This window comes from Pseudomonas sp. SCB32, assembly GCF_009189165.1.
Taxonomy (GTDB): domain Bacteria; phylum Pseudomonadota; class Gammaproteobacteria; order Pseudomonadales; family Pseudomonadaceae; genus Pseudomonas.
The window spans coordinates 4,050,067-4,074,136 of the sequence record NZ_CP045118.1; the positions used below are offsets into that span (position 1 = coordinate 4,050,067).

Genomic DNA, 24,070 nt, shown 5'->3' on the forward strand with positions numbered 1-24,070 from the left:
GCGGCGATTATAACGGCAGCCGCCTCCACTTCATCGGACCGTCACATTGCTCCGGTAGCCTGGCCTAGACCAATTACTAGAAAAATCACCATGCCTGCCACTGCCGACCTTCCGCGCTTCACTACCCTGCTGTTCGGACTGTCCGGCGATCTGGTGGACTTCGGCGCAAGGACGCTGCCGGTTGCCCTGCAGCGCACCTGTCCCGACTGCCCGCCCGAACGCCTGGCCGACGCCCTCGCCCTGCCGCCAGAGCAAGCCCTCGACCACGCGCTGGGCCGTAGCGCCGATACACAGGAGCGCAGCCGCTTCCAGTCCGCCCTGGACGAAGCAGCGCGGACCCATGCCGAGGCCACGCCCGGCGCCCTGGATGCCCTGGCCGCGCTGCGCAAGCACGGTGTGCCCTGTGCCTGGCTCGATGAGCTGCCATCCCCCACCACGCTGCAACTGGCCACCGCGCTCGGCGGTCAAATGGCCACCGGGCTGGAAGTCGGAGGCCGCCAATGGCCAGCGCCGGATGCCTGCTGGCAGGCGCTGATGCAGCTTGGCAGTCAATCTCTGGACGGCTGCGTGCTGGTCAGCGGTCAGCCCAGGCTGCTACAGGCGGGCTTGAACGCCGGGCTGTGGACCATTGGCCTGGCCGCGAGCGGCCCCCTGTGCGGCCATGCGCCGGGCGACTGGGGCGCCCTGGCGAACCCGGAACGCGACCGCCTGCGCGCCCAGGCGACCCTCGGCCTGTACCGCCTTGGCGTGCATTCGGTCATCGATCACCTGGGCGAGCTGGATTCCTGCCTGCAGGACATCGCCAGCCGCCGCCTGAAAGGAGAGAAACCATGAAGCACACTCGCCATCGCTTCATCGACGAACTGGCCGAACGCTTCGCCAGCCACGGCGCCGAGCCCTACGGCGAGGCCATCAGCCAGGCCGAGCACGCCCTGCAATGCGCGACCCTGGCCGAACGCGCCGGCTGCGCCGACAGCCTGGTGATCGCCTCCCTGCTCCACGACATCGGCCACCTCTACGAGGACCCGGCCGTGCTGGAAACCCGCGACCTGCGCCACGAAGAGTTCGGCGCCAACCTGCTGCGCGAGTGGCTGCCCGAGTCGGTCTGGCAGCCGGTGCGCCTGCACGTTGCCGCCAAGCGCTACCTGTGCGCGGTGGACCCGGCCTACCAGGCCGGACTGTCGTGGGCCTCGCGGCAGAGCCTGGCGCTGCAGGGCGGCGCCTTCGATGAGCGCGGCGCAACCGCCTTCATCAATGCCCCCTACGCGCAGGACGCCATCACCCTGCGCCGCCTGGACGACCTGGGCAAGGACCCGTCCATGCGTACGCCGGAACTGGAACACTTCTTCCCGCTGCTCGAACGCCTGCTGCGTGTTGATCGGCATCAGGCAGGGGTGCGCGCGGCGAGTTAAGATCAAGGCATGGCGATGGACCTTTCCCCTGCCGGGCACTGTCCATCTTGGGTACGCATTGCAGAAGGACACCACCATGCCGACACAACGCCTCCAGCAAGAACTCCAGGCCCTGCGCGAGCAACTGGAGCGCCAGTCTCCGCTGACCGAGGAAGACCGCACTGCGTTGCGGGCGCTGATCAAGGACATCGAGATGCAGCTGGCCAACGAAGAGGCGCTGGCCGACGAGACCCTGACCGACAGCATCAACCTGGCCGTGGAGCGCTTCGAGACGCGCCACCCGACCCTGGCCGGCGCCCTGCGCTCGATCATGCAGAGCCTGGCGAACATGGGCATCTGAGCCCCGTTCCCCAACGCCCAGATGTGAAAAACCCGGCCTAGGCCGGGTTTTTCGTTTCCGCGGATTACTGGCGTACCAGCCGGCGATTGTCCGGCTGCACCGCCTCGCTGCTGCGGTACGGATTGATATCCAGCCCACCACGACGCACGTAGCGCGCATAGACGGTCAGGCGGGTCGGCTGCAGCAGGCGCTGCAGGTCGAGGTAGATGCGCTCGACGCACTGCTCGTGGAAGTCCTGGTGCTGTCGGAAGGACACGACGTAGGCCAGCAGGCTCGCGGCATCCAGCGCCGGACCGCTGTATTCGACCACGAGCGTGCCCCAGTCCGGCTGGCCGGTGACCGGGCAGTTGGATTTCAGCAGGTGGCTGTAGAGCACCTCGTCGACACGGCGGGTATCGTCGCAGCGCAGCAGCTCCGGGCGCGGGTGGTCGTAGCTCTCCACCGCGACGTCCAGATCGTCGACGCAGGAGCCGTCGATGACGGCCACGCCCTCGCTCGCCACGTCATCCAGACCGCGTACACGTACGCCCACCGGCGCGCCAGCGGCGGCGGACAGGTCGCGCTCCATCACTGCGCGCACGGCTTCGGCGTTGTCGAACGAGGTCTGGTTCAGCGAGTTGAGGTAGAGCTTGAAGGACTTGGATTCGATGATGTTCGGCGACTGCGCCGGAATCGCGAACTCACCGATCGCCACTACCGGCTTGCCCGACGCGGTCAGCCAGGACAGCTCGTAGCAGTTCCACAGGTCCACGCCCTGGTACGGCAGGGTTTCTGCGGTGAGGCCCAGCTCCGCCCACTTGGTGGTGCGGGAGATCGGGAAGAGCAGCTCCGGCGCGTAGGTGGAGACGTATTCGGTGGATTTGCCCAGGGGCGAGTGTTCGGCGGGGTGGTGCATGTGGGGAACCTGCTGGATCGGCGATGCGAGCGGTGGCGCGAGGCGTGCGAGTGTATACAAATTCGCCGGTCCTTTCAGCAGCTCGCGGACGAGCCGGCCACCTCGACGCCTCGGGCATGCGCCCATGCTGTCTGCACACCGAATCGATGGGTATCGCTTCGCTCCACACCATCCTACGTTGAGCCAATCAGAACCACATCCGCACGCCGGCGACCCAGTAACCCTCCTCGTCGACCTCTGCACGGGCGATATCGCCGCTGCGGCCGTAGGTCTTGCTCCAGACGTAACCGAAGTACGGCGCAAACTCCCGGCGCACTTCGTAGCGCAGGCGCAGGCCCGCCTCCAGCTCGCTGCCACCCGCACCGACACCTATGTCGCGGTCATCGGCCAACGCCAGGTTGTATTCCAGCGAGGGCTGCAGGATCAGCCGCTGGGTGAGCAGCAGCTCGTACTCCGTCTCCAACCGCAGCGATGGGTCGCCGCGCTCGCTGAGGAACAGGTTGGCATCCACCTCGAACCACTGCGGCGCCAGTCCCTGGATTCCGACCACCGCGTAGGTGCGTGAAGGACCTGGCTGATCGTCATAGCGCACGCCCACCTGCAAGTCCCAGAAGTCGGCGACCAGGCGCTGGTAGAGCAGCTGCACCTCGTTATCGGTGGTGGGACCGCCGGCATCGCGCTCGCCCTCCAGCTTCAGACGCAGTTTCTGGTAGTCGGTGCCGTACCAGCCCTGGGCTTCCCAGCCCAGCGCCTGGTCGTTGCCGTGGAATCGGCTTTCCAGGCGCTGGATCAGCAGCGAGCCCATGGGCATGTCGTCCATCTCGGCACTTTCGACGGGCAATGCCAGGCCCAGGGTCGCCGCGCAGGCCACCGTTGCAATGCGTTTCATGGTGGCTCCTCAGAGGCTGGCGCTGGAGGGGGCCGGCTCGACGATAACCTTGCGCATCATCCCGGCGGCCATGTGGTAGATCAGGTGGCAGTGGAAGGCCCATTCGCCCAGGGCATCGGCGGGCACGTCGACGTCCAGGGTGCTGCCCGGCGCCACGCTGACCACGTGCTTGAGCGGGTTGAAGCGGCCGTTGCCCTTGTCCAGCTGCATCCACATGCCGTGCAGGTGCATGGGGTGGGTCATCATGGTGTCGTTGACGAAGCGGATGCGCACTCGCTCGCCATAGGTCAGGCGAATCGGCTCGGCCTCGGAGTACTTCTTGCCGTCGATGGACCAGAAGTAGCGCTCCATGTTGCCGGTCAGGCGGAATTCGATGGTGCGGTCCGGAGCGCGGTAGTCGGCATAGGGGCGCATGGCCTTGAGGTCCGCGTAGACCAGCAGGCGGTTGCCAGGCTCGGCCGGCTGCGGCGTCAGCCCGCTTCCAGGCGCGTAATCGGACTTCGGTGCGGCCATGGCCGAGTGATCCATGCCGGCCATCTGCGAATGGTCCATGCCCGCCATGCTGGAGTGATCCATGCCGGCCATGTCCGCGGCTTTCGGGTCGGTGCCCTGCCCCGCCATCGCCATGCCGCCTTGCTCCATACCATCGTGATCCATGCCCTCGTGGTTCATGCCCTCGTGGTTCATGCCCATGTCGGCCATGGTCAGCAGCGGCCGTTCGCGCAGCGCCGGCACCTCGGCCTGCAACCCGGCGCGCGGTGTCAGGGTGGCGCGGGCGTAGCCGCTGCGGTCCATGGCTTCGGCGAAGAAGGTGTAGGCGCGATCTTCCTGCGGCTGGACTATCACGTCGTAGGTCTCGGCCACGGCGATGCGCAGCTCGTCCACTGTCACCGGCTGCACGTCATTGCCGTCGGCCTGCACCACGGTCATCTTCAGGCCGGGAATGCGCAGGTCGAAGTAGCTCATGCCCGAGCCGTTGATGATGCGCAGGCGCACCCGTTCGCCGGGTTTGAACAGGCCGGTCCAGTTCTGCTCGCTGTCCTGCCCGTTGACCAGGAAGCGGAAGCCGGCGATGTCGGCAATGTCCGTCGGCGTCATGCGCATGCCGCCCCAGTCCATGCGGTCGCGCAGCGTAGCCATGAAACCATTGGCGCTGGAATCGGCGATGAAGTCGCCCAGGGTGCGTTGATGCTGGTTGTAGTAGTCGCTCTGCTTCTTCAGGTTGGCGAACACGGTTTCCGGCCGGGTGTCGTGCCAATCCGCCAGCAACAGGGTGTACTCGCGGTCATAGCGGTACGGCTCGCGCGCTTTCGGCTCGATCACCAGCGGACCGTAGAGTCCTTCGATTTCCTGGAAGTCGCTGTGGGCGTGGTACCAGTAGGTGCCCGATTGCTTCACCGTAAAGCGGTAGGTGAAGGTCTGTCCGGGCTTGATCCCCGGGAAACTGATGCCCGGCACGCCGTCCTGCGTATAGGGCAGGATCAGCCCGTGCCAGTGCAGCGAGGTATCGCGGTCGAGGGTGTTGGTGACGCGCAGCTCTACGTCTTCCCCCTCCTTGAAGCGCAGCTCCGGTGCGGGCGTCTGCCCATTCACCGTGAGCGCCTTGCGTGCGCCATCGGACAGCTTCAGCTGGCCCTCACCGATGGTCAGTTCATACACGCCCGCCTGCACCGCCAACGGTGCCAGCAGCAGCGCCCCCAGCGCCCAACTCCTTGCGCGGATCATCACGACGCTCCCGGCTCAGGGCTTGACGGTCAGCTTGCCGACCATGCCGGTCTGGTAATGCCCCGGAATGTTGCAGGCGAACTCCAGGTTGGTGGCCTTGCTGAAGGTCCAGGTCAGTTCGGCGCTCTTGCCCGGCTCGACCAGCACGGTGTTCGGGTCGTCGTGCTTCATCATCTGGCCCATCGGCATATCGCCGTGGCCCATCTTGCTGTGGTCCATCTTGCTCATGTCGTGCTGCATGCCCGTGGGCGTGAGCATTCCGGAATCCATCATCTGTTGCATTTCCTTCTGGTGGGCGGCGTGCATCGCCGCGCTGCCCAGGTTGAATTCATGCAGCAGGTTGCCGCTGTTCTGGATGACGAAGCGCACGGTTTCGCCGGCCTTGACTTCGACGCTCTCCGGCTCGAAGTACATGTCCCCCAGCTTGATCTCCACGGTACGGGTGGCCTGGGCGGCCTTGGCCGGCTTGCCGAAGTCGAAGCCGTGCCCGGCGGCGGCCAGGACCGGCAGGCTGAAGCTCGCGGCGAGGGCCAGGGCAGAAGCGCAGAACAGATGACGCAGGGACATATCGCAATTCCTCGATTGGGTTTTACTCATCCTCGCCTTCCGCGCCTGCCGCCTGGCTGTCGGGAAGATTACAGTTCTGTCAGCTTCGCACCCTGCCCGGCTCGCGGGTTTATAAAGGCGGCGAGAAAAGCCCGCCGGGTGGCGGGCAAGGGACCTCACGATGAACCGGAATCAGCGACGGCGGCGGACGGTGGATGTCGCCGAAGTGTGCGCGACACCCGCTGTCAGAGCGCAGGCACAGTGATTACCCTATCGACAGCGGCGCCGCTGGCGCATGAATGGATACCCCCGAGATGAAACTCCTGATCGTCGAAGACGAACCCCGCATTGGCCAGTACCTGCAGCAGGGCCTGAGCGAAGCCGGCTTCGCCGTGGACCTCTGCCAGGACGGCGACGACGGCCTGCAACTGGCACTCTCCGGCGAGCACGACCTGCTGATCCTCGATGTGATGCTGCCCGGCCGCGATGGCTGGCAGATTCTCCAGGCCGTGCGCCAGACCGGCAGCGCCGTGCCGGTGCTGTTCCTCACCGCGCGCGATTCGGTGGAGGACCGCGTGCACGGGCTGGAGCAAGGCGCCGACGACTACCTGGTGAAACCCTTCGCCTTCGTCGAATTGCTGGCCCGCGTACGCACCCTGCTGCGCCGCGGCGGCCAGCAATTGCAGGAGACCACCCTGCAACTGGCCGATCTGGAGCTGGATCTGCTGCGTCGCCGCGTGCAGCGCGCTGGCAAGCGCATCGACCTGACCGCCAAGGAGTTCGCCCTGCTGGAACTGCTGCTGCGCCGCAGCGGCGAGGTGCTGCCCAAGTCCCTGATCGCCTCCCAGGTGTGGGATATGAACTTCGACAGCGACACCAACGTCATCGAGGTCGCCATCCGCCGCCTGCGCGCCAAGGTCGACGACGAGTTTCCGCAGCGCCTGATCCACACCGTGCGCGGCATGGGCTACGTGCTGGAGGAGCGCGACCCATGCTGAGCGCCCGCCTCTCCCTGGGCGTGCGCCTGAGCCTGCTGTTCGCCGCCTGCACCGCCGCCGTTTCGCTGCTGGCCGGCATCGTGTTCAGCCGCGCCAGCGAGGCGCACTTCGTCGAACTGGACCTCCAGGTGATGTCAGGCAAGCTGGCGATCTTCCGCGACCTGCTGGGCGACGTCAGCGGCCCGGAACAACTGGCACCGCATCTGCCCGAACTGCGACGCGAGCTGCGCCGCCATCCCGACCTCGGCTTGCGCCTGCAAGGCCCGGACCGCCAAACCTGGTTCTGGCAACTGCCGGCAATGAACATGGCCAGCGACGAAGCGCCCGCCTACCGCGAACTTCAGGCTCCGCTGGACGCCAATCAGGTACAAGGCGCGCAGTTGACCCTGATCCTCGACATCACCCACCACCAGCACTTCCTGCAACGCATGCAGCAACTGATCTGGCTGACCATGAGCCTCTCGGCGCTGGCCACCGCACTGCTTGGCGCCTGGGCGGCACGTAGCAGCCTGCGTCCGCTGCGGCGCATGAGCGAGGTGGCGGCGCAGGTCTCGGCGCATTCGCTGACCACCCGCCTGGACGCCGGACAGATGCCCCAGGAACTTCGCGGCCTCGCCGGTGAGCTGAACGCCATGCTGGCGCGGCTGGAGGAAGCCTTCCAGCGATTGTCGGCCTTCTCCGCCGATATCGCCCATGAACTGCGTACCCCGCTGACGGGGCTGCTGACCCAGACCCAGGTGGTGCTGTCGCGCTCACGCGGCCTGGAGGATTACCGCGAGGCGCTGCACGGAAACCTGGAGGAGCTGGAGCGGCTGACCGCCATGGTCAACGACATGCTGTTCCTGGCCAAGGCAGACCATGGCCTGCTCACCCCGAACAGCCAGCCGTTGGAGCTGGCCGGTGAAGTGGATGAGCTGCTGGAGTTCTACGGGCCGCTGGCCGAGGAAAACGCGGTTCGCCTGGAGCGTGACGGCGAGCTTAGGGTACAAGGCGACCGCGCCCTGCTGCGGCGCGTGCTGGCCAACCTGCTGGATAACGCCCTGCGCTTTACCGCCGAGGGTGGCACCGTCCGCGTGCGTCTGGAGCCGGGACGCCTGAGCGTGGAAAACCCTGGCCGGGAGATTCCCGCCGAGCGCCTGCAGCGGCTGTTCGATCGCTTCTACCGTGCCGACCCGGCTCGCCGCGAGGGTCAGGGTGAACATGCGGGGCTGGGATTGGCGATCTGCCGGTCGATCGTGCGGGCCCATGGCGGGGAGATTCGCTGCGAGTCGGCAGACGGGTGGACGCGGTTCGTCATCGAGCTTCCGCACGAACGCACTTAGTAGGAGCGGGCATGGCCCGCTCCTACATCGTTTTTTGGGTCCCCGCGTTCGCGGGGATGACGTGCGCAGAGATGGCGCCTCCCCGTCGCTCCCGCGAACGCGGGAGTCCAAAAGACAGTTGCTTCTACAAAGGCCCTCCCCCGCCACGAAAAGTCAGAAAGAGAAAAGGCCCCATCCGGGGCCTTTTTCGTCAGCGCAACGAACCGATTACTGCCGCATCCCCCGCCCACTCACCAGCAGGCGCACGCAGAAGACGTACAGCACCACGGTCGCCACCAGCATGAAGATCACCGCCGTGCCGATGCGGATATCGGACACACCGAGGATGCCGTAGCGGAAGGCGTTGACCATGTGCAGGATCGGGTTGGCCAGCGACACGGTCTGCCAGAACGGCGGCAGCAGCGTGATCGAGTAGAACACCCCGCCCAGGTAGGTCAGCGGCGTCAGCACGAAGGTCGGGATGATCGAGATGTCGTCGAAGTTGCGCGCGAACACCGCGTTGACGAACCCGCCCATGGAGAAAATGGCCGCCGTCAGCAGCACCACCAGCACGGTGACGCCGATGTGATGGACCTGCAACTGGGTGAAGAACATCGACAGCAGGGTAACGATCAGGCCCACCGCCAGCCCGCGCAGCACGCCGCCGGCGACGAAGCCCAGGAGGATGGTGTGCGGCGACACCGGCGACACCAGCAGCTCCTCGATGTTGCGCTGGAACTTGCTGCCGAAGAAGCTCGACACCACGTTGCCGTAGGAGTTGGTGATCACCGACATCATGATCAGGCCCGGCACGATGTACTGCATGTAGGTAAAGCCACCCATGTCGCCGATCTGCCGGCCGATCAGGTTGCCGAAGATGACAAAGTACAGAACCATGGTGATCGCCGGCGGCAGCAGGGTCTGCGGCCAGATGCGCAGGAAGCGGCGGACTTCGCGGTAGACGATGGTGTTGAGGGCGACCCAGTTGGCGCGCAGTTCGGTGCTCATACGGCCACCTTCGACAGATTCTTCTCCACCAGCGACACGAACAGTTCCTCCAGGCGATTGCTCTTGTTGCGCAGGCTCAGCACTTCCAGGCCCTGGGCGTTGAGCTGGGAGAACAGGCCGTTGATGCCCATGGTCTTGTCCACCTGCACTTCCAGGGTGTGGTCGTCCACCAGGCGCACCGGGTAGCCGTCGAGCTTCGGCGCTTCGGCCAGCGTGGCCTTCAGATCGAGGTAGAAGGTCTCCACGTGCAGCTTGTTCAGCAGCTTGCGCATGCTGGTGTTCTCCACGATGGTGCCGTGGTCGATGATCGCGATGTTGCGGCAGAGCTGCTCGGCCTCCTCCAGGTAGTGCGTGGTGAGGATGATGCTGATGCCTTCGCCGTTGAGCTCGGTGAGGAAGTTCCACATCGAGCGGCGCAGCTCGATGTCCACGCCGGCGGTGGGTTCGTCGAGGATCAGCAGACGCGGCTCGTGGACCAGCGCACGGGCGATCATCAGGCGCCGCTTCATGCCACCGGACAGCTCGCGGGACGCGGAATTGCGCTTGTCCCACAGGCCCAGCTGGGTCAGGTACTTCTCGGCGCGGCCCTTGGCCACGCTCATCGGGATGCCGTAGTAGCCGGCCTGGGTGACGACGATGTCGAACACCTTCTCGAACTGGTTGAAGTTGAACTCCTGGGGCACCACGCCCAGGCAGCGCTTCAAGCCGTACGGGTCCTTGTCCAGGTCATGGCCGAAGACGTTGACCGTGCCGCTGGTCTTGTTCACCAGGGTAGAGAGGATGCCGATGGTGGTGGATTTGCCAGCGCCATTGGGGCCCAGCAGGGCGAAGAAATCACCTTCGGCGACGTCCAGATCGATGCCCTTGAGGGCCTGGAAGCCGTTGCCGTAGGTCTTGGTCAGTTGACGGATGGACAGCGCGGAACTCATGGGTATTCCCGTTGCAAGTCGGTGGAAAGACGCATGTCTTTGGAAAAAGGCCTGTTTGATAAGGGTACGCCGCGAGGATTGCAACCTCCGCAGCCCGCACGCCGGGCTCAGGTCAGCTCGGTCATCACTGCATCACGGTAGGCCTGCCGCGCCTTCAGGCGTGCGTACCAGGCCTCCAGGTGCGGCTGGGGCGGACGCTGGATAGGCATTTCGAACCAAGCATAGATGAAGCTGCCCAGCGGAATGTCACCGATACCCAATTGTTCGCCGGAGAGATACGGCTGCTTCGCCAGGGTCTGCCCGGGGATTTCCAGCAGGCGAGTGCAAGCATCGAGGGCGGCCTGGATGGCGACAGGATCGCGTTGCGCAGGCGGCGTGCGCAGGGTGCCCCAGAACAGCGTGCGGAAGGGCCCGGCGAAGGTCGAGGTGGTCCAGTCCATCCACTTCTCCGCACTGGCGCGGGCCTGCAGGTCCTGCGGGTACAGGTTCGGGGCGTAGCGCGCGGCCAGGTAACGGACGATGCTGTTGGATTCCCAGAGGATGAAGCCGTCGTCGTCCAGGGTCGGGACCACGCCGTTGGGGTTCAACTCGCGGTACGGCGCGTCGTTGACCAGGCCGAAGGCGCCGCCAGCGTCGATCCGCTCATAAGCCAGCCCCGCCTCCTCCGCGCACCAGAGTGCCTTGCGTACGTTGGACGAGTTCTTCCGGCCCCAGATCCTGAGCATGCTGCGCCTCTCTTGTTGTCGTCATTCAATGGCATCGCGCCCGCTGGGCGCGACTTTGGATGACGGCACCCTACCGGCTCGGGCGCCAGGAAAAAAGGCGTCTGCACTGATGATGACTATCGACTGCGTTCATGCTTCGCCGCTTCGGCGCGCATGTCGCCAGCCAGCGGGGTCTGGGCACCGGCGAACAGGTGCGGGTAGCACTGCTGCAGGTAGCCGAAGAAGAACTCCTCCGGCACGTCGGCGAACTGGCCATGGTCGCGCAGGTATTCCATGTGCCGCTCGCCGTCGCGGTTGAACGGGTGGAACACGCTGTCGGTGCGGCCATCGAACTCCAGCGGCAGCACACCGAAGGCCTCGCACAGGCCGAGATCGAAGGCCGGTGTAGCCTTGACCCAACGGCCTTGGAGGAACAACTCGGTATAGCCGTGCATGGCGAATACCTCGCTACGCAGCAGTTCCAGCAGGCGCGGCGTGGCCAGATGGTTCTTCACATCGGCAAGGCCGATCCGCGCGGGAATCCCGCAGTGCCGGGCACAGGCCGCCAGCAGCGTGGCCTTGGGCACGCAGTAGGACTGCCCGGCCTGCAACGCATGGCTGCCCTTGAGCGTCTGCGGGTCGAGGCTGAATACGTAGGGGTTGTAGCGAATCCGGTCGCGCACCGCGTAATAGAGCGCCACCGCCTGCGCCAGCGGGGTACTGCCCTGACCCCGGTGATTTTCCGCGAACTCGATCACCCCGGGGTGGTCACTATCAACGAAGCGGCTTGGCTTCAAGTAGTCCTGCATGGCGCTGTCTCCGCGTTCCCTGACGTAGCTGGCGCAGCCAGTCTAACCAGCGGATGCGCCCGGCAGGCACGGCGATCCGGCCAAGCTGTCCGGTCATGCGGCCATCGGTCATGTTCGGCGGGCTAAGCTTGCGGAGCATGGCGACAGGCGCCCACTGCCCTGCCCGCGCACCATTCGTCACCAAGCCTGCCGCGGCCTGTTGCTGTCGTGGCGGACTGTCATGGAGGAATCCCCATGCTGTTGCTCTGGTTGCTCGTCCTGATTCTCGGCGTCGCCTGGCTGGCCCATCGACGCTGCGCGCCGCTGAAGGCGCTCGGCATCACCGCCGTCTACCTCGTGTTGATGAGCCTGTTCAGCCATGCCCACGGCTGGATGGTGCTGTTCTGGCTGCTATGGGCGGTGCTGGCGATGACCGTGCTCGCCGCCGACCTGCGCCGCAGCCTGTTCACTTCGAAGCTGTTCGCCTGGTTCAAGAAGACCCTGCCGCCGATGTCGGACACCGAACGCGAGGCCATCGAGGCAGGCACCGTCTGGTGGGACGGCCAGCTGTTCAGCGGCCGCCCGGACTGGAACGTCCTGCTCGCCTACCCACGCTCGCAACTGACCGAGGAAGAGCAAGCCTTCGTCGACGGCCCCACCGAGCAGCTCTGCGCCATGGTCAGCGACCATGACATCGGCCAGCGCATGGACCTGCCGGCCGACGCCTGGGCCTTCATCAAGGCGCAGGGCTTCTTCGGCCTGATCATCCCGAAGGAATACGGCGGCAAGGGTTTCTCCGCACTCGCCCACTCGCAGGTGGTGATGAAGCTCGCCAGCCGCAGCGGCGACCTCGCCTCCACGGTGATGGTGCCCAACTCCCTGGGCCCGGCCGAACTGCTGCTGCACTACGGCACCGACGCGCAGCGTCAGCGCTACCTGCCGCGCCTGGCGACTGGTGAGGAAATCCCCTGCTTCGCCCTGACCAGCCCGCAGGCCGGCTCCGACGCCGGCGGCATGACCGACACCGGCATCGTCTGCAAGGGCCAGTGGAACGGCGAGGACGTTCTCGGCCTGCGCCTGAACTGGGAAAAGCGCTACATCACCCTCGGCCCGGTGGCCACCCTCCTCGGCCTGGCCTTCAAGTGCCACGACCCGGAGCACCTGCTGGGCGAGGAAGAGGATCTGGGCATCACCCTGGCGCTGATTCCCACCGACACCCCCGGCGTGCAGATCGGCCGCCGCCACCTGCCGCTGGGCGCGGCCTTCATGAACGGGCCGAACGCCGGCAAGGACGTGTTCGTGCCGCTGGACGCGATCATCGGCGGAGAGCAGATGATCGGCAAAGGCTGGATGATGCTGATGAACTGCCTGTCGGTGGGCCGCTCCATCTCCCTGCCGGCAGTGGGGACCAGCGTCGCCAAGACCGGCAGCTACGTCAGCGGCCGCTATGCGCGCATACGTGAGCAGTTCAATGTGCCGCTGGCCGCCTTCGAAGGCATCCAGGAGGCCCTGGCGCGCCTGGGCGGCAACGCCTGGATGATGGACAGCGCACGCATCCTCACCGCCAGCGCGGTGGACCTGGGCGAGAAGCCTTCGGTGCTCTCGGCCATCCTCAAGTACCACCTCACCGAACGCGGCCGCGAATGCATCGCCCACGCCATGGATATTCATGGCGGCAAGGGCATCATCATGGGCCCGAACAACTACCTGGCGCGCTCCTGGCAGTCCGCGCCGATCTTCATCACCGTCGAGGGCGCCAACATCCTCTCGCGCAACCTGATGATCTTCGGCCAGGGCGCCATTCGCTGCCATCCGTACGTGCTCAAGGAAATGGAACTGGCCCGTCGCGGCGACCAGGACCAGGCCGAGCGCGAATTCGATGGACTGCTGCTGGATCACGTCGGCTTTGCCGTCAGCAACGCCGCCAGCAGCCTGCTGCTGGGCCTTGGCCTGGGCAGCTTCGACCAGGTGCCGGGTGACCGTGTCAGCCGCCCGTACTACCGCGCGCTCAACCGCCTGGCCGCGGCTTTCGCCCTGCTTGCCGACGTCAGCATGATGCTGCTCGGCGGCGAACTGAAACGCCGCGAACGCCTTTCGGCGCGCCTGGGCGATGCGCTCAGCCACCTCTACCTGGGCTCGGCGGCGCTCAAGCGCTACCACGATCAGGACAACCCGGAGTACCTGCAGCCGCTGCTGCGCTGGGCGCTGGAGGAAAACCTGTGCAAGGCCGAAGCGGCGCTGGCCGGGCTGATCGACAATTTCCCCAACCGCCCGCTCGCCTGCCTGCTGCGGGCGCTGGTGCTGCCGCTGGGCCGCCGCCATCGCGGCCCGGGCGACAAGCAGGACGCCGAAATCGCCGCCCTCCTCGGTGCTCCGCTGCACGATCCGGCACTGCAGGCGATCCTTGCCGGCGCCTTCCTGCCCAGCGACCCGCAGGACCCGATCGGCAAGCTTGGCGTGGCCTATGACCAGCTCGCCGAAGCAGCCCCGCTGCAGGAGAAACTGCGCCAGGCACTGCGTGACGGCAGCGTCATCCCGGCCGCCGGCCAGTCGCCCATCGACGCCGCGCGCGATGCCGGCGTGCTCGAAGGCAACGAGGCGGAAACCCTGCACGAAGCCGAACACGCACGCCGGGCAGTGATCGACGTGGACGACTACGCCCAGGAGGAGCTCACTGGCAAGGCCGGCTGAAGCATCCGGCATCGACTCGAGGCGCCTGCGGGCGCCCCGTCTGCTTGCGGCTTAACCGACGCACAGCAGTGCCGCCCGTAGCCGCAGGGTGCACACTGGAAGAATCCCCGTCATGGAGAACGCACCATGCGCCCAAGACTCCTCCTGCTGCTGGCGATACTCCTCGCCAACGGCGTCCAGGCAGACTCCTGGCTCTATCCCAGCCGCCCCCAGCCGATGGCGCCTCCCACGCCGGTCATCGACCCCATCCAGCAACAGCAGGACAGCCTGCGCCGGCAAAACGAGATGCGCCAGAACGAACTGGATCGCCAGCGCCTGCAGTACGAAAGCCAGCGCCTGCAGATACAGCAGGAAAACCTCAGACGCGAGCAGGACAACCAGCGGCTGCAGGACCAGCGCCGCCAATTGCAGGACCAGATGATCGAACGCCAGAAATATGACCAGCAACAATGGCGCCTGGACGACCAGCAGCGCCAGCTCGACCTGCAGCAACAGCAGATCGACAACCGCCGTCGGCAGATCCAGTCACAACCGCTGCGCCCCTAGCGCGGCATAACCGGTGAAACCCGATATACTTCGCAGCCGTTTCAACGCTGTCCCAGAGGAAGCACCATGGCCAACGCCTATCTCGACCACCACCTCGCCCTGCTCAACCACCTGCGCATGATCCTCGGCGCCCTGGGCGAAGCCGAGCAGGTGCCAGAGGACAACCACGGCCTGTTCCTCGAACGCTTCGACGAACTGATGGCCGAGCTGCCACTCGACCCGGAAGGCGCCCAGTACCTGGGCCAGGACCTGATCAGCCAGGTTTTCCACCGCTACCCGCAGATCGCCCACCTGATCCCTCGCGACCTGCTGTGGTTCTTCGGCGGCGACTGCCTTCACTTCATGCCCGACGAAGAACTGCACATGTACCAGCAGCTCGACGAACGCCGCTTCGAAGCCGAGGAAAACGGCGAGCCCTTCGACTGGAACCGCGAGAAGCAGATGCTCGCCATGCCGGAAGACGCACAGAAGCACTGACCCGCACGGTCGTCACCTGCCTTCCGGGAGACCTGCTGCGACAGCTGGCATGCTCCCGGAAAAACGAAAAGCCCGCCAAGTGCGGGCTTTTTCGTTGCAGGGCGGGCGCTAACGCTCAGTCACTTCGGCCTCTGCGCTCTCGTCCTCCGGGAAGATCACACTGGCCGCCACACCCAGTGCCAGCACCACCAGCACCACGATCAGGCTGGTCGTGGGATCGATGCTGATACCGTGGTGGAACAGCGCATTGGTGGCGTTCAACCCGAGCTTGGCGGCGATGAAGAACAACAGCACCACGACCGCCTTTTCCAGGTGAACCAGGTAGCGCTTGAGCGCCTCAAGCACGAAGTAGAGCGTCCGCAGGCCCAGGATCGCGAACAGCATGGCGGAGTAGACGATCAGTGGCTCGCGGCTCACCGCGATCACTGCGGGTACCGAATCGAACGCGAACAGCACGTCCGAGACCTCGACCACGACCAGGCAGAGGAACAGCGGAGTGGCAAAGGCGGCGCCTCTGGCCGCCAGGCTCATGCCCTTGTTCTCGGTCTTCTGGGCTTCCACCTCGAGCTTGCGGCGGGCCACGAAGAAGTGGCGGCCGTACAGTTTCGGCCACACCGGGAAGAGCTTGCTGGCGAAGCGATAGGCCAGGTGCTGGGAATAATCCTCCTCTTCATCGTCGTCACCGCCGCCCTTGAGCATCATGACCGCCGTCCAGGCGACGATCAGCGCGAAGGCGACCTCGACCCAGGGCCCCAAGTGCAGCAGGCCGGTGCCGATGGCCACGAAGATGCCACGAAACACCACCGCACCGAGGATGCCCCAGTACAGCACGCGGTGACGCAGCCCGTCCGGCACCTTGAACCAGGCGAAGATCGCCATGAACACGAACAGGTTGTCGACGCTCAGCACCTTTTCCAGGGCATAGCCGGTGAGGAACAGGCTCGCGGCCTCTGAGCCGTGCTGGACATAGAGGAAACCGGCGAAGGCCAGGGATATTCCGACCCAGAAAATCGACCAGCTGACCGCACGCGCCAGGGAAATGGGCCGGTCATCGCGATGGGTCGCCAGATCGAACAACAGGGCAGCGAGTGCCAGCCCAACGAAAACCGCCAGGGTCAGCGGAGGAAAGCCAAGAGGTGTCAGTTCCACGATTGCATTTCTCTGGGTGTAAGTTCTGCCGGTCTGACCCGGCGTTAGGCCGAGTCAGGCGCTCGGACGGATAGGGCCGGGCGTGCGCCGCCAGCGCGGATGGAATGCCCGCCAATGCGGGTCCTGGGCTGCGCGCAGCAAGGCATAGTCGCCACGGGTATCGCCCCAGGCGCGCAGCCTGTAGCGGGTCAAGGGGCCGTAGACGGCCCCCAGGCGCAGTACCTTGTTCTCGCAGCGGCAATTGCCGCCGTGGATGCGGCCGGTCAGGCGGCTGCCCTGTACTTCCAGTTCGGTGGCGATCAGCCCGACGCCCAGGCGCTCGGCAAAGGGCCGCAAGAGCAAGGCCGGCGACGCCGAGCAGAGCGTGACCACGGCGCCGGACCTGAGCTCGGCCTCGACGCAATGCAATCCCGCCGACCGCAGGAGATAGCGCCAGGCAAATCGACAGTAGGCCTCTGCCCGAACGGACAGCCACGCCGCCTCGATACCGCTGAGGAAAGTCGCGATCAGGCAGGCCTTGAGCTCGTCACGCCCCAGTCGACGGAACACGAACTTCAGGCAAGGCAAAACGAGCCTGGGCAGTCGCCGAAGGAACCCGATACCGCCGAAGGCAAACCACAGGAACGGAATGAAGCTGTCGTGCCGGGTCAGCGTGCCGTCGAAATCAAAGACCGACAGCACCCTGGCTTCTTCGCCAGGCATCCTGGCCATGTGCAAGTCCATTACAGCGACTCCACAACAGAGCCCACCAAGGCCATCCACAGCGACTGGCTTTCGCCCCCCTGGAGTACTGACGTAGACAGATACGGGAAAGGAATCAGCCACAGCATGAGCATCGAAGCCTCATAAACCGCCTGACTGGCCTCCATCGCGCGACCTTCGGGAAGAAGCATCACCCTTCCATCCGGAAAGCGAGGAAAACCCGGGCGCCAGAGAAGGAGCAGCCTTCAGGAAATCCCGTTCACCCCACTCCCAAGCGGAATGAACGGAGCCACCTCGATTGCACCTCAATCGAGTGAAGGCATTCTCAAGCGGCGTCCCAACCCGAAAAACGGGATTCCTCCCGGGGCAACGTCAGAATCTTCCCTAATGCGGACGTGAGAGCGGCCTGGCGGCGCCATCAGCCAGGGGGCAGGCCGCCGGTTCGCGCTCCCGACAGCCTCTGCCAAGTAGTCTGAAACTCCTATCCCGCCTGGGAGTATCCGTCGATGCGCGCCCCCCTGCGGCATCCCCATAGTGGTGGCATGTGGCCGTATAGGGCCAAGGGCCGCCTCAACGATTGGAATTGCGCGGGAGAACGTCATGAGTACCCACAAGAAAAGCGCATCGCCTACGAGCGATGTCACTGTCAGCACCGACCAGCAAGACTATGCCCCCGGTAGCACCGCCAACATTACGGTGAACGGCTTCGCCGCCGGCAGCACCGTGATGTTCCAGGTGCAACACGCCACGAGCGCAGGCCCGGATGGGATATGGGGCACGCCCGACGACGTGCTCAATACCAACACCGGCGAGGGACACACGCCCTGGTACGTGACCGACGGCGGCCCCGGCGATCTCGACGGGCTGGTCAATGGCAGCATCGCCACCTCGTGGTACGTGAATCCTGACGACTCGGCCGGCGCGACATTCCTGCTCACGGCAACCTCGGCGGGCACGGATCAGGTGTTCGGCACCACCGATGACAGCATGGCGACAGCGTCCTTCACGGACAGCAATCCAATCGTCGTGGCGACCGGAGTGACCGTTACCCAGGACGAAACGGCCGGGCTGCAGAACGCCACGGCCACCCCTACCCCTCCAGAAGACGCAAACGACAATGACATTCTGCTGGCCTCCCTGCCCAACGCCTTCACTACCCGGCTGACCGCGCTGGGCGCAGGCACCGCCATGGGCGCGGCCTTGAGTGGCTATACCGGTGCTGCGAACAACACCGGCAGCAATGCGTTCACCATCACAGCTGCCCCCGGCGGCAGCATTACCGATATCAGCTTCGTCGGCAGCAATGGCACGGCGCTCAATGGCTTGGACAGCGGCCTGCTGACGCTCAATAACACTCATATCCTTCTTTATACGGATACCAATAACAACATCGTTCTGGGCCGGGCCGGAGGTCCCTCCGGCGCCATCGTGATCGCGGGCTATATCGAAGAAACCGGGTCGCCGGTCTCTGGCGGCAAGATCTGGACCGTGGAATATCAGCCACTCAAGCACCCGGACGCCACTAACCCGGACGATGCCGTCAATCTGCTGAACAAGGTATTCATCGGCACCAGCCAGGACTTGTCCTTCAGCCTGGCCAATGCCCCCTCCGGGCAGAACCTCTTCCTGATGTTCACGACGGCGACCCCGAGTACCTTCACCGACGCCAGTAACGTTGTGCGGATATCCGACCCGACCATCATCGCCACCGGGATGAACCCCGCCGACCAGTCAAGCGGCGCCAGCATAACGACGGGCGACACGATCAACTCCAGCCAGGGGGGCGGCTCGACCACCTTCGGCACCAACAACCAGATGATCGTGGAGCAGGAAGGTATTCGTTTTTCCTTCGTCACCGGTGCCCGGCAGGATGTGACCATTCCCAACCTGGATCAGAACGAAGCCGACATTGAAGCCAACATCGACTTTACCAATGTCTTCAACGCGCGCTCGGCCAGTTTCGATATCGTGCAGCTGCAGAGCGGCAAGAGCGCTGTCGTGCAGGTCAACGCCTTCAGCACCGCGGCAGAGCCCGGCGTGAACTTCATCAACGGCTATGCCAATGACTCGACAGTCGCAATCACCAACGTACAGGTCATCAACAACAGCACCGGCCTGGTGATCGAAAACTCGGATGGCTCCGTGAATGATCCGACCATCTCCATCAGCTTCTCCGGGGGAGTCGCAACCATCACCGGCGTAAAAGCCGGCTACAAGATCCAGTACACCACGGCAGCGGATCACGACCGCGTGCTCGTCGAAAACGGAGCAGCCCTCAACGCGACCGGACAAACCCATGCGTCCTTTGACGTCGGTGGCTTCAAGCTGCTCCAGGTCTCGACGGCAACCGCCGAGATCGGCTCCAAGATGATCTTCGAGGACGACGGCCCGACCATCAGCACCACCGGTACGGAGCCCGTACTCACGGTCGACGAGTCGAACCTGGCCATCAATGCCACCCAGAGCTTCGCACCCAACTTCACCTCGGCGTTCGGCGTGGATGGCGCCGGTACCCTGACCTACGCGCTGGGCGTGGTGGCCGGGGGCTCCGGGCTGACGGACACGGCCACCGGTGAAGCGGTCAACCTGGCCCTCAACAATGGCGTGGTGGAAGGCCGCACGGCCACCACCAACCTGCTGGTGTTCACCGTCAGCGTGGCGGCCAATGGCGACGTCACGCTCGACCAGATCCGCGCCATCGTGCATCCCAACACCAGCAATCCCGATGATTCGAAGTCCCTGACCTCCGACACCTTGGTCACGTTGACGGCGACCAAGACCGACGGCGACGGCGACAGCGCCCAGGCCACCCTCAACATCGGCCAGAACCTGGTGTTCAAGGACGACGGACCGAGCATCAGCACCACCGGTACGGAACCCGTATTGACGGTGGATGAGTCGGACCTGACCACCAATGCCACGCAGAACTTCGCCGCCAACTTCAGCTCGGCATATGGCGCGGATGGCGCCGGCACGCTGACCTATGCCCTGGGCGTGGTGGTGGGAGCTTCCGGGCTGACGGACACAGCCACCGGCGAGGCGGTGAACCTGGCCCTCAACAACGGTGTGGTGGAGGGTCGCACGGCCACCACCCACTTGCTGGTGTTCACCGTCAGCGTGGCCGCCAACGGTGATGTCACTCTCGATCAGATCCGCGCCATCGTGCACCCGAACACCACCAACCCGGACGACTCCAAGACCTTGTCGGCGGACAATCTGGTAACCCTGACAGCAACCAAGACCGACGGCGACGGCGACAGCGCCCAGGCCACCCTCAACATCGGCCAGAACCTGGTGTTCAAGGACGACGGACCGAGCATCAGCACCACCGGAACAGAACCCGTATTGACGGTGGATGAGTCGGACCTGACCACCAATGCCACGCAGAACTTCGCCGCCAACTTCAGCTCGGCATATGGCGCGGATGGCGCTGGCACGCTGACCTATGCCCTGGGCGTAGTGGTCGGCGCTTCCGGGCTGACGGACACGGCCACCGGTGAAGCGGTCAACCTGGCCCTCAACAACGGCGTGGTCGAAGGCCGTACGGTCACCACCCATTTGCTGGTGTTCACCGTCAGCGTGGCGGCCAACGGCGACGTCACCCTCGATCAGATCCGCGCCATCGTGCACCCCGACCCCACCAATCCCGACGACACCAAGACTTTGTCTGCGGATAACCTGGTGACATTGACCGCGACCAAGACCGACGGCGACGGCGACAGCGCCCAGGCCACCCTCAACATCGGCCAGAACCTGGTGTTCAAGGACGATGGGCCGAGCATCAGCACCACTGGCATTGAACCTGTGATGACGGTGGACGAGTCGAACCTGACCATCAACTCCACCCAGAGCTTCGCCCCCAACTTCAGTTCGTCCTATGGCGCGGATGGCGCCGGCACGCTGACCTATGCGCTGGGTGTAGTGGCTGGAGGCTCGGGGCTGACGGACACGGCTACCGGTGAAGCGGTCAACCTGGCCCTCAACAACGGTGTGGTGGAGGGCCGTACGGCCACCACCAACCTGCTGGTGTTCACCGTCAGCGTGGCCGCCAACGGGGACGTCACCCTCGACCAGATCCGTGCCATCGTGCATCCGGACGCCACCAACCCCGATGACTCCAAGACACTGACCTCGGACAACCTGGTAACCCTGACCGCGACCAAGACCGACAAGGACGGCGACAGCGTCCAGGCCACCCTCAACATCGGCCAGAACCTGGTGTTCAAGGATGACGGACCGAGCATCAGCACCACTGGCACCGAGCCGACCCTCACGGTCGACGAATCGAACCTGGCCATCAATGCCACCCAGGGCTTTGCCGCCAACTTCAGCTCGTCCTATGGCGCGGATGGCGCCGGCACGCTGACCTACGCCCTGGGCGTAGTCGTGGGCGCTTCCGGGCTGACGGACACAGCCACCGGCGAAGCGGTGAACCTGGCCCTCAACAACGGTGTGGTGGAGGGCCGCACGGCCACCACCAACCTGCTGGTGTTCACCGTCAGCGTGGCCGCCAACGGGGACGTCACCCTCGACCAGATCCGCGCCATCGTGCATCCGGACGCCACCAACCCCGATGACTCCAAGACCCTGTCCGCGGACAACCTGGTGACCCTGACCGCAACCAAGACCGACAAGGACGGCGACAGCGTCCAGGCCACCCTCAACATCGGCCAGAACCTGGTGTTCAAGGACGACGGACCGAGCATCAGCACCACCGGCACGGAGCCCGTCATGACGGTGGACGAGTCGAACCTGACCATCAACTCCACCCAGAGCTTCGCGCCCAACTTCAGTTCGTCGTTCGGCGCGGATGGCGCCGGCACCCTGACCTACGCCCTGGGCGTGGTGGCCGGGGGATCGGGGCTGACGGACACGGCCACCGGTGAAGCGGTGAACCTGGGACTCAACAACGGCGTGGTGGAGGGTCGCACGGTCACCACCAACCTGCTGGTGTTCACCGTCACAGTGGCCGCCAACGGTGACGTCACCCTCGACCAGATCCGCGCCATCGTGCATCCGGACACCACCAATCCCGATGATTCGAAGACCCTGTCCGCGGACAACCTGGTGACTCTCACCGCGACCAAGACCGACAAGGACGGCGACAGCGCCCAGGCTACCCTCAACATCGGCCAGAACCTGGTGTTCAAGGACGACGGACCGAGCATCAGCACCACCGGTACGGAGCCTGTGCTGACGGTGGATGAAACCGACCTGACCACCAACGCCACGCAGAACTTCGCCGCCAACTTCAGCTCGGCATATGGCGCGGATGGCGCCGGCACGCTGACCTATGCCCTGGGCGTGATCACCGGAGCTTCCGGGCTGACGGATACCGCCACCGGTGAAGCGGTCAACCTGGCCCTCAACAACGGCGTGGTGGAAGGCCGCACGGTCACCACCCACTTGCTGGTGTTCACCGTCAGCGCCGCCAGCAACGGTGACGTCACCCTCGACCAGCTCCGCGCCATCGTGCATCCGGACGCGACCAACCCCGACGACACCAAAACCCTGTCCGCGGATAACCTGGTAACCCTGACCGCGACCAAGACCGACAAGGACGGCGACAGCGCCCAGGCAACGCTCAACATCGGGCAGAACCTGGTGTTCCACGACGACGGTCCCTCCCTCGCCTTCGGCAACGTGGTCGGCACCGGCAGCACCCTGCCGCAGACCGGGTACTGGGACAAGGCTTACGGCGCCGACGGACTGGGTGCGACGGGCCTGGATATAGCCCTGGCCAATAACTCGTTCACCCTCGTCAGACCGGACAGCTCGACCGCTACCGGGACCGGCACGCTCACCGAGCAATCGCCCTCACCGGATGCCAATGGCGCGTTCCATTTCGCCGGGACCCTGACCGGTGACTTCGACAACAACGCCTCGACACCCAATACCAGCGTCGACTACACCTTGACCGCCTTTGCCGACGGCAGCTACCAGTTGGATCTGGTGCAGGGCTTCAGCTCGACGCTGATCCTCAGCACGGCCAACGGCTCGCTCGGGGCCGGTGGTCCGGACCCGGTGCAAACGCTGACGATCGGCACCGATGCCGTGGTCTTCTTCACCGCGAACCCGCTGGCGCCGCAAACCGTTGGTCCCGACAGTATCCTGGTCGGTATCGGCAAAGGGGCGCCCGACCCCACGGAAGCACAGCTGCAGACCAACCCCCTGCCGTCGTTCATCGGCACCAATGCCTTGAACGTCAGCACCTCCGGGATCGGCATCAAGAACAACATCCTGCAGGGCGACGGCACCGCAGGCATCACCTCCGGTGACGATAGTTTCGTCGCCAACCCACAGACCCTGCTGACCTCGGTGAAAGTCTTCATCGATAACTCGGTAGGCGGCTACGACCCCTCAACGGAAGCGCTGTACTACACGGCCTACTACGACGACGGCACGACGTCCGGCACGCCCATCAAGGTGCAAGCCGCTGACCTGCATACGGAGTTGGGTAACCAGAAGTCGTTCACCATCCAGACGGCCACCGGCAAGATGATCGACGCGGTCCAGCTCACGATGGGCCTGGGAGCGGTCAAGATCCCGACCATCCAGTTCATCAAGCAGGTCGAAAGCCTGGCCAGCGACGTCAAGCTGTCATTCAACGCCCTGGTAACGGACAAGGATGGGGACACGGCGTCGAGCGCCTTCACCGCCAACCTGTTCGCCAACAAGGCCGCCGGCTCCACATTCGACTACACGCTGGCTGGCGTGACCGGTGCGCGGGACGCCTTCAACGTCGACCTGTCACGGGCGGAGAACAAATATCAGGTCACCGGCTTCGATGTGACCGCGGGCCACCACGACACTCTGGTGCTCAATGGCGACCAGGCATCCACCGCCTCGATCGACAACACCGGCGTCAACAGCATCGTGACGGTCAATGAAACGGGCGGACAGGTAACGACCATCACGGTGGTCGGGGTCCACCTGCTCAATACCGACGTCGTGCATGGCAGTGCCTGAA

Annotated in this window: 20 protein-coding genes; 9 read left to right on the plus strand and 11 right to left on the minus strand. The window is 65.0% G+C overall.

Going from position 1 to position 24,070, the window contains the following annotated elements; translation table 11 throughout:
• Window positions 1–90 precede the first annotated feature (90 nt).
• The 3 genes from GA645_RS18445 (at window position 91) to GA645_RS18455 (ending at window position 1,752) form a co-directional block, all read left to right on the plus strand.
• On the plus strand, window positions 91–834 hold the full coding sequence (locus tag GA645_RS18445; RefSeq protein WP_152224431.1) for an HAD family phosphatase: 744 nt from the start codon (window positions 91–93) through the stop codon (window positions 832–834).
• Complete coding sequence (locus tag GA645_RS18450) at window positions 831–1,412, plus strand: phosphonate degradation HD-domain oxygenase (RefSeq protein ID WP_152224432.1); 582 nt, start codon at window positions 831–833, stop codon at window positions 1,410–1,412. Before GA645_RS18445 ends, GA645_RS18450 begins: the two co-directional genes overlap by 4 nt.
• Before the next feature lie 76 nt (window positions 1,413–1,488).
• Window positions 1,489–1,752, plus strand: a complete 264-nt coding sequence (locus tag GA645_RS18455) for a DUF4404 family protein (protein ID WP_152224433.1) — start codon at window positions 1,489–1,491, stop codon at window positions 1,750–1,752.
• Between the two features lie 64 nt (window positions 1,753–1,816).
• Here the strand turns inward: GA645_RS18455 and queF are convergent, their stop codons facing one another.
• The 4 genes from queF to GA645_RS18475 form a co-directional block, all read right to left on the minus strand.
• Window positions 1,817–2,647: an NADPH-dependent 7-cyano-7-deazaguanine reductase QueF gene (queF, locus tag GA645_RS18460; RefSeq protein WP_152224434.1), complete on the minus strand. Its 831-nt coding sequence runs from the start codon at window positions 2,645–2,647 to the stop codon at window positions 1,817–1,819.
• A 187-nt stretch (window positions 2,648–2,834) separates the two neighbouring features.
• Complete coding sequence (locus GA645_RS18465; RefSeq protein WP_152224435.1) at window positions 2,835–3,536, minus strand: copper resistance protein B; 702 nt, start codon at window positions 3,534–3,536, stop codon at window positions 2,835–2,837.
• 9 nt (window positions 3,537–3,545) lie between these two features.
• Entirely contained in the window at window positions 3,546–5,261 is a 1,716-nt protein-coding gene (locus GA645_RS18470; protein ID WP_152224436.1) for a copper resistance system multicopper oxidase, read from the minus strand.
• Window positions 5,262–5,276: 15 nt separating this feature from the next.
• Window positions 5,277–5,828 (minus strand): plastocyanin/azurin family copper-binding protein, encoded by a 552-nt coding sequence (locus tag GA645_RS18475; protein ID WP_152224437.1) that lies wholly within the window; start codon window positions 5,826–5,828, stop codon window positions 5,277–5,279.
• Window positions 5,829–6,121: 293 nt separating this feature from the next.
• Between GA645_RS18475 and GA645_RS18480 the strand changes: the two genes are divergently transcribed.
• Window positions 6,122–6,805: a heavy metal response regulator transcription factor gene (locus GA645_RS18480; RefSeq protein WP_152224438.1), complete on the plus strand. Its 684-nt coding sequence runs from the start codon at window positions 6,122–6,124 to the stop codon at window positions 6,803–6,805.
• A complete protein-coding gene (locus GA645_RS18485; RefSeq protein WP_152224439.1) occupies window positions 6,799–8,127 on the plus strand; it encodes a heavy metal sensor histidine kinase in 1,329 nt (442 codons plus the stop codon). The genes GA645_RS18480 and GA645_RS18485 overlap by 7 nt, the downstream gene beginning before the upstream one ends.
• 207 nt (window positions 8,128–8,334) lie before the next feature.
• Here the strand turns inward: GA645_RS18485 and GA645_RS18490 are convergent, their stop codons facing one another.
• From GA645_RS18490 to GA645_RS18505, 4 genes are all read right to left on the minus strand, one after another.
• Window positions 8,335–9,114, minus strand: a complete 780-nt coding sequence (locus tag GA645_RS18490) for an ABC transporter permease (protein ID WP_152224440.1) — start codon at window positions 9,112–9,114, stop codon at window positions 8,335–8,337.
• Window positions 9,111–10,043 carry an ABC transporter ATP-binding protein gene (locus GA645_RS18495; protein WP_152224441.1) on the minus strand — a complete coding sequence of 311 codons (933 nt, stop codon included), beginning with the start codon at window positions 10,041–10,043 and terminating at the stop codon, window positions 9,111–9,113. Before GA645_RS18495 ends, GA645_RS18490 begins: the two co-directional genes overlap by 4 nt.
• Before the next feature lie 107 nt (window positions 10,044–10,150).
• A complete protein-coding gene (locus GA645_RS18500; protein WP_152224442.1) occupies window positions 10,151–10,768 on the minus strand; it encodes a glutathione S-transferase in 618 nt (205 codons plus the stop codon).
• Window positions 10,769–10,884: 116 nt separating this feature from the next.
• A complete protein-coding gene (locus GA645_RS18505) occupies window positions 10,885–11,556 on the minus strand; it encodes a transglutaminase family protein (RefSeq protein WP_152224443.1) in 672 nt (223 codons plus the stop codon).
• Between the two features lie 234 nt (window positions 11,557–11,790).
• Between GA645_RS18505 and GA645_RS18510 the strand changes: the two genes are divergently transcribed.
• The 3 genes from GA645_RS18510 to GA645_RS18520 all read left to right on the plus strand — a co-directional run bounded on the left by GA645_RS18510 (window position 11,791) and on the right by GA645_RS18520 (window position 15,249).
• Entirely contained in the window at window positions 11,791–14,226 is a 2,436-nt protein-coding gene (locus tag GA645_RS18510) for an acyl-CoA dehydrogenase (protein WP_152224444.1), read from the plus strand.
• A gap of 126 nt (window positions 14,227–14,352) precedes the next feature.
• The gene (locus GA645_RS18515; RefSeq protein WP_152224445.1) at window positions 14,353–14,772 is read left to right on the plus strand and encodes a PA2816 family glutamine-rich protein; all 420 of its coding nucleotides are present in this window, start codon (window positions 14,353–14,355) and stop codon (window positions 14,770–14,772) included.
• Window positions 14,773–14,838: 66 nt separating this feature from the next.
• A complete protein-coding gene (locus GA645_RS18520) occupies window positions 14,839–15,249 on the plus strand; it encodes a PA2817 family protein (RefSeq protein ID WP_152224446.1) in 411 nt (136 codons plus the stop codon).
• 108 nt (window positions 15,250–15,357) lie between these two features.
• On the opposite strand, the gene GA645_RS18525 is transcribed toward GA645_RS18520, so the two are convergent.
• Genes GA645_RS18525 through GA645_RS28865 form a run of 3 tightly spaced genes read right to left on the minus strand, consistent with a single transcriptional unit; the run spans window position 15,358 to window position 17,291 of the window.
• Window positions 15,358–16,398 carry a TerC/Alx family metal homeostasis membrane protein gene (locus GA645_RS18525; protein ID WP_152224447.1) on the minus strand — a complete coding sequence of 347 codons (1,041 nt, stop codon included), beginning with the start codon at window positions 16,396–16,398 and terminating at the stop codon, window positions 15,358–15,360.
• Window positions 16,399–16,452: 54 nt separating this feature from the next.
• Complete coding sequence (locus GA645_RS18530) at window positions 16,453–17,121, minus strand: HAD-IB family phosphatase (RefSeq protein WP_256675966.1); 669 nt, start codon at window positions 17,119–17,121, stop codon at window positions 16,453–16,455.
• The gene (locus tag GA645_RS28865) at window positions 17,121–17,291 is read right to left on the minus strand and encodes a hypothetical protein (protein WP_178119579.1); all 171 of its coding nucleotides are present in this window, start codon (window positions 17,289–17,291) and stop codon (window positions 17,121–17,123) included. Before GA645_RS28865 ends, GA645_RS18530 begins: the two co-directional genes overlap by 1 nt.
• Before the next feature lie 796 nt (window positions 17,292–18,087).
• On the opposite strand from GA645_RS28865, the gene GA645_RS18535 reads away from it, so the two are divergent.
• The gene (locus tag GA645_RS18535; RefSeq protein ID WP_256676197.1) at window positions 18,088–24,069 is read left to right on the plus strand and encodes a DUF5801 repeats-in-toxin domain-containing protein; all 5,982 of its coding nucleotides are present in this window, start codon (window positions 18,088–18,090) and stop codon (window positions 24,067–24,069) included.
• The last annotated feature ends 1 nt before the right edge of the window (window position 24,070 follow it).

Coding starts and splice junctions, on each gene's coding strand:
- GA645_RS18445 (WP_152224431.1), top strand. CDS start 91: ATGCCTGCCACTGCCGACCTTCCGCGCTTCACTACCCTGCTGTTCGGA.
- GA645_RS18450 (WP_152224432.1), top strand. CDS start 831: ATGAAGCACACTCGCCATCGCTTCATCGACGAACTGGCCGAACGCTTC.
- GA645_RS18455 (WP_152224433.1), top strand. CDS start 1,489: ATGCCGACACAACGCCTCCAGCAAGAACTCCAGGCCCTGCGCGAGCAA.
- queF (WP_152224434.1), bottom strand. CDS start 2,647: ATGCACCACCCCGCCGAACACTCGCCCCTGGGCAAATCCACCGAATAC.
- GA645_RS18465 (WP_152224435.1), bottom strand. CDS start 3,536: ATGAAACGCATTGCAACGGTGGCCTGCGCGGCGACCCTGGGCCTGGCA.
- GA645_RS18470 (WP_152224436.1), bottom strand. CDS start 5,261: ATGATCCGCGCAAGGAGTTGGGCGCTGGGGGCGCTGCTGCTGGCACCG.
- GA645_RS18475 (WP_152224437.1), bottom strand. CDS start 5,828: ATGTCCCTGCGTCATCTGTTCTGCGCTTCTGCCCTGGCCCTCGCCGCG.
- GA645_RS18480 (WP_152224438.1), top strand. CDS start 6,122: ATGAAACTCCTGATCGTCGAAGACGAACCCCGCATTGGCCAGTACCTG.
- GA645_RS18485 (WP_152224439.1), top strand. CDS start 6,799: ATGCTGAGCGCCCGCCTCTCCCTGGGCGTGCGCCTGAGCCTGCTGTTC.
- GA645_RS18490 (WP_152224440.1), bottom strand. CDS start 9,114: ATGAGCACCGAACTGCGCGCCAACTGGGTCGCCCTCAACACCATCGTC.
- GA645_RS18495 (WP_152224441.1), bottom strand. CDS start 10,043: ATGAGTTCCGCGCTGTCCATCCGTCAACTGACCAAGACCTACGGCAAC.
- GA645_RS18500 (WP_152224442.1), bottom strand. CDS start 10,768: ATGCTCAGGATCTGGGGCCGGAAGAACTCGTCCAACGTACGCAAGGCA.
- GA645_RS18505 (WP_152224443.1), bottom strand. CDS start 11,556: ATGCAGGACTACTTGAAGCCAAGCCGCTTCGTTGATAGTGACCACCCC.
- GA645_RS18510 (WP_152224444.1), top strand. CDS start 11,791: ATGCTGTTGCTCTGGTTGCTCGTCCTGATTCTCGGCGTCGCCTGGCTG.
- GA645_RS18515 (WP_152224445.1), top strand. CDS start 14,353: ATGCGCCCAAGACTCCTCCTGCTGCTGGCGATACTCCTCGCCAACGGC.
- GA645_RS18520 (WP_152224446.1), top strand. CDS start 14,839: ATGGCCAACGCCTATCTCGACCACCACCTCGCCCTGCTCAACCACCTG.
- GA645_RS18530 (WP_256675966.1), bottom strand. CDS start 17,121: ATGGACTTGCACATGGCCAGGATGCCTGGCGAAGAAGCCAGGGTGCTG.
- GA645_RS28865 (WP_178119579.1), bottom strand. CDS start 17,291: ATGCTTCTTCCCGAAGGTCGCGCGATGGAGGCCAGTCAGGCGGTTTAT.
- GA645_RS18535 (WP_256676197.1), top strand. CDS start 18,088: ATGGCGACAGCGTCCTTCACGGACAGCAATCCAATCGTCGTGGCGACC.